The organism is Clostridium sp. LS (assembly GCF_002760435.1).
Taxonomy (GTDB): domain Bacteria; phylum Bacillota; class Clostridia; order Clostridiales; family Clostridiaceae; genus Clostridium.
The window spans coordinates 1-2402 of record NZ_AUUU01000117.1; the positions used below are offsets into that span (position 1 = coordinate 1).

Annotated in this window: 2 protein-coding genes; one reads left to right on the top strand and one right to left on the bottom strand. The window is 27.9% G+C overall.

Annotated features, from left to right (window positions below; genetic code table 11):
* Window positions 1-214: 214 nt before the first annotated feature.
* Window positions 215-970, bottom strand: a complete 756-nt coding sequence (locus COL3_RS22150) for a signal peptidase II (RefSeq protein ID WP_008422723.1) — start codon at window positions 968-970, stop codon at window positions 215-217.
* 212 nt (window positions 971-1182) lie between these two features.
* On the opposite strand from COL3_RS22150, the gene COL3_RS22155 reads away from it, so the two are divergent.
* Entirely contained in the window at window positions 1183-1992 is an 810-nt protein-coding gene (locus COL3_RS22155; protein WP_008422721.1) for a pyruvate, water dikinase regulatory protein, read from the top strand.
* Window positions 1993-2402: the final 410 nt, after the last annotated feature.

Consider the following 2402-nt stretch of genomic DNA (forward strand, 5'->3'; position numbering starts at 1 on the left):
AGCACATGACTTTTAATCATGGTGTCCCGGGTTCGATTCCCGGGTGAGCCACCAATAACTTTTATAAAGTAATTATTATCGAAAACTTGCTTAGTATTATTTATATAAAAGAGCTTTTACCCAAAGTAAAAGCTCTTTTTAATTTAATAATAAAAAATTTTCTATTAAATTTAAGTAAGACTATGTTTTAGTAATGATGTTAGAGTCTATTACATTACTTCTTAAGAGAGTTAATATTGTGTAGGATGTCATCTCTTATAAATAATAAAAATTTCTTTAATGTTTGATAATCATCTTTAAGAGATGTATCCTCGCCCGAAGATAAATGTCCATTATTAAACATTGTAAGTGCAAAAAATAATATACCTAAATTAATATATAAATCTTTCGTATCTGCAATGAATAAATTACTTATACCAATGAAATCTAAACTTCCTCCATAAAACAGTTTATCAATAAGCGAACAAATTGCGCCACAACTTACAAAAACAAAGCACATATCAGCCCAAAAGTCTTTATTCCCTTTATATAAATAGTATCTATACACTTCAATGAAAACAAAAATAGCAAGTATATTTAAAGTAATTAGAATGGGAAAACTAACAGACGTACCAAATCTTGCGTTTAACCAAGAGCCTTCAGTATTAATTATAGGTCTAAAATACAGCATATTATTAATTATGGGAAAATCATTATTAAACCATAATAACTTTATTGAAATTTTTATTCCTTGATCAAGTAAAAGAAAGAATAAAAATATAACTAATAATGTATTAAATTTAAATCCAGCTTCATATCTAATTCCTAAAGTGTAAGTAAATAAACCGACTAATGCAAATAATAAAATTAGTACTATGTTAAAGAAAATTGTTTGAGAGTCATTTATTCTTCCAGTAACAAACTCAAATAAGATATATAGAGTCCACATTATGGGAAGAACACTTATGGTCAACACTTTTTTATTTTTCATGTAAGCACCTCCAATTGTGATAATATTAACCTATATTAAAGTTTAACATAAGCAGTAAAAAAATTCACTACTATTAAATGAAGTGAGTTTGGGTTAATATAGAAATAAAGATAATATGCATACATTATTAATTTATTAATGAAATGCATGCAATGAAAATAGGCTAAGGGATAAAAGATTATTATGAAACTATGAGAAAGAAGGTATAAGTTATGTTGACAATTTTAGCAGTATCAGATTCTATAGGAGAAACTGCACATCAAGTTGCAGTTGCAGCAGCTAGCCAGTTTACAGAAAAGGTGGATGTTAAAAGAATTCCATATGTAAAAGGGTTAGAAGATGTTGAAGATGTGATGAACGTTGCAGCTGAGTGTGAGAATGTAATAATAGTATCTACAATAATAACTGTTAATGTAAGGGAACATCTAACACAAAAAGCAATGGAAAAGAACATATCAGTTATGAATGTATTAGGGCCAATAATTAATGTGGCATCTAGTATATTAAAAACGCATCCTACATATAACCCTGGTGCTATGAGACAAACAGATGAAGTATATTTCAAAAGAATAGAAGCAATGGAATTTGCGATGCAATATGATGATAGTAAAGATTATCGAGGGTTAAAAAACGCAGATGTTGTATTAATTGGCCTTTCAAGAACTTCAAAGACACCATTATGTATGTATTTAGCTAATAAAGGCATAAAAGCTATAAACATTCCACTAATGCCAGAGGTAGGGGTCCCTGATGAAATATACGAAATTGATAAAAAGAAAGTATTTGGACTTACTATAAATCCACTTAGATTAATTGAAATTAGAAAGAAGAGATTGGATAAGTTTCATAGAATTACATCTGATATTGAATATGCTGGAGATGCTAGGGTATTAGAAGAGCTTGACTTTGCAGATAAAATAATGAGAAAAATAGGATGTAAAACTATAGATGTTACTGAAAGAGCAATTGAAGATACTGCATTAATCATTTTAGAAAAAATAGGGTACAACAATAAAAAATAATAGAATAAATATTTTAAAACGCTATATGTAAATTTTTGCAGGCAGTTAAGCAAGTTTGTTTAGTAGTATAATGCTGATAGAACTTGCTTTAATTATGTAGGAATTAATATACTAATCCTAGTGTATCTATAATAGTATAGTGAAGTAATTTGTATAAAAAAAGTATAATGGCTAATATAAATAGTTCTAATGGCACTTAGTACAATAATAAAGGAGTAATCATATATGTTAAGATAAAAAACATCGCTAAGAGACATATACATCTTGAAAGAACCAATAAAGAGCTTTTAATTAAAGGCTTTAAAAGATTTTAAAAAAGGTGTTGACATGGTCGAAATCAGGTGATATACTAAGAAAGTCGCTTGAGGGTGACGAAAAATAAAAACAAATTACAACAGTAGTTGTAAGAA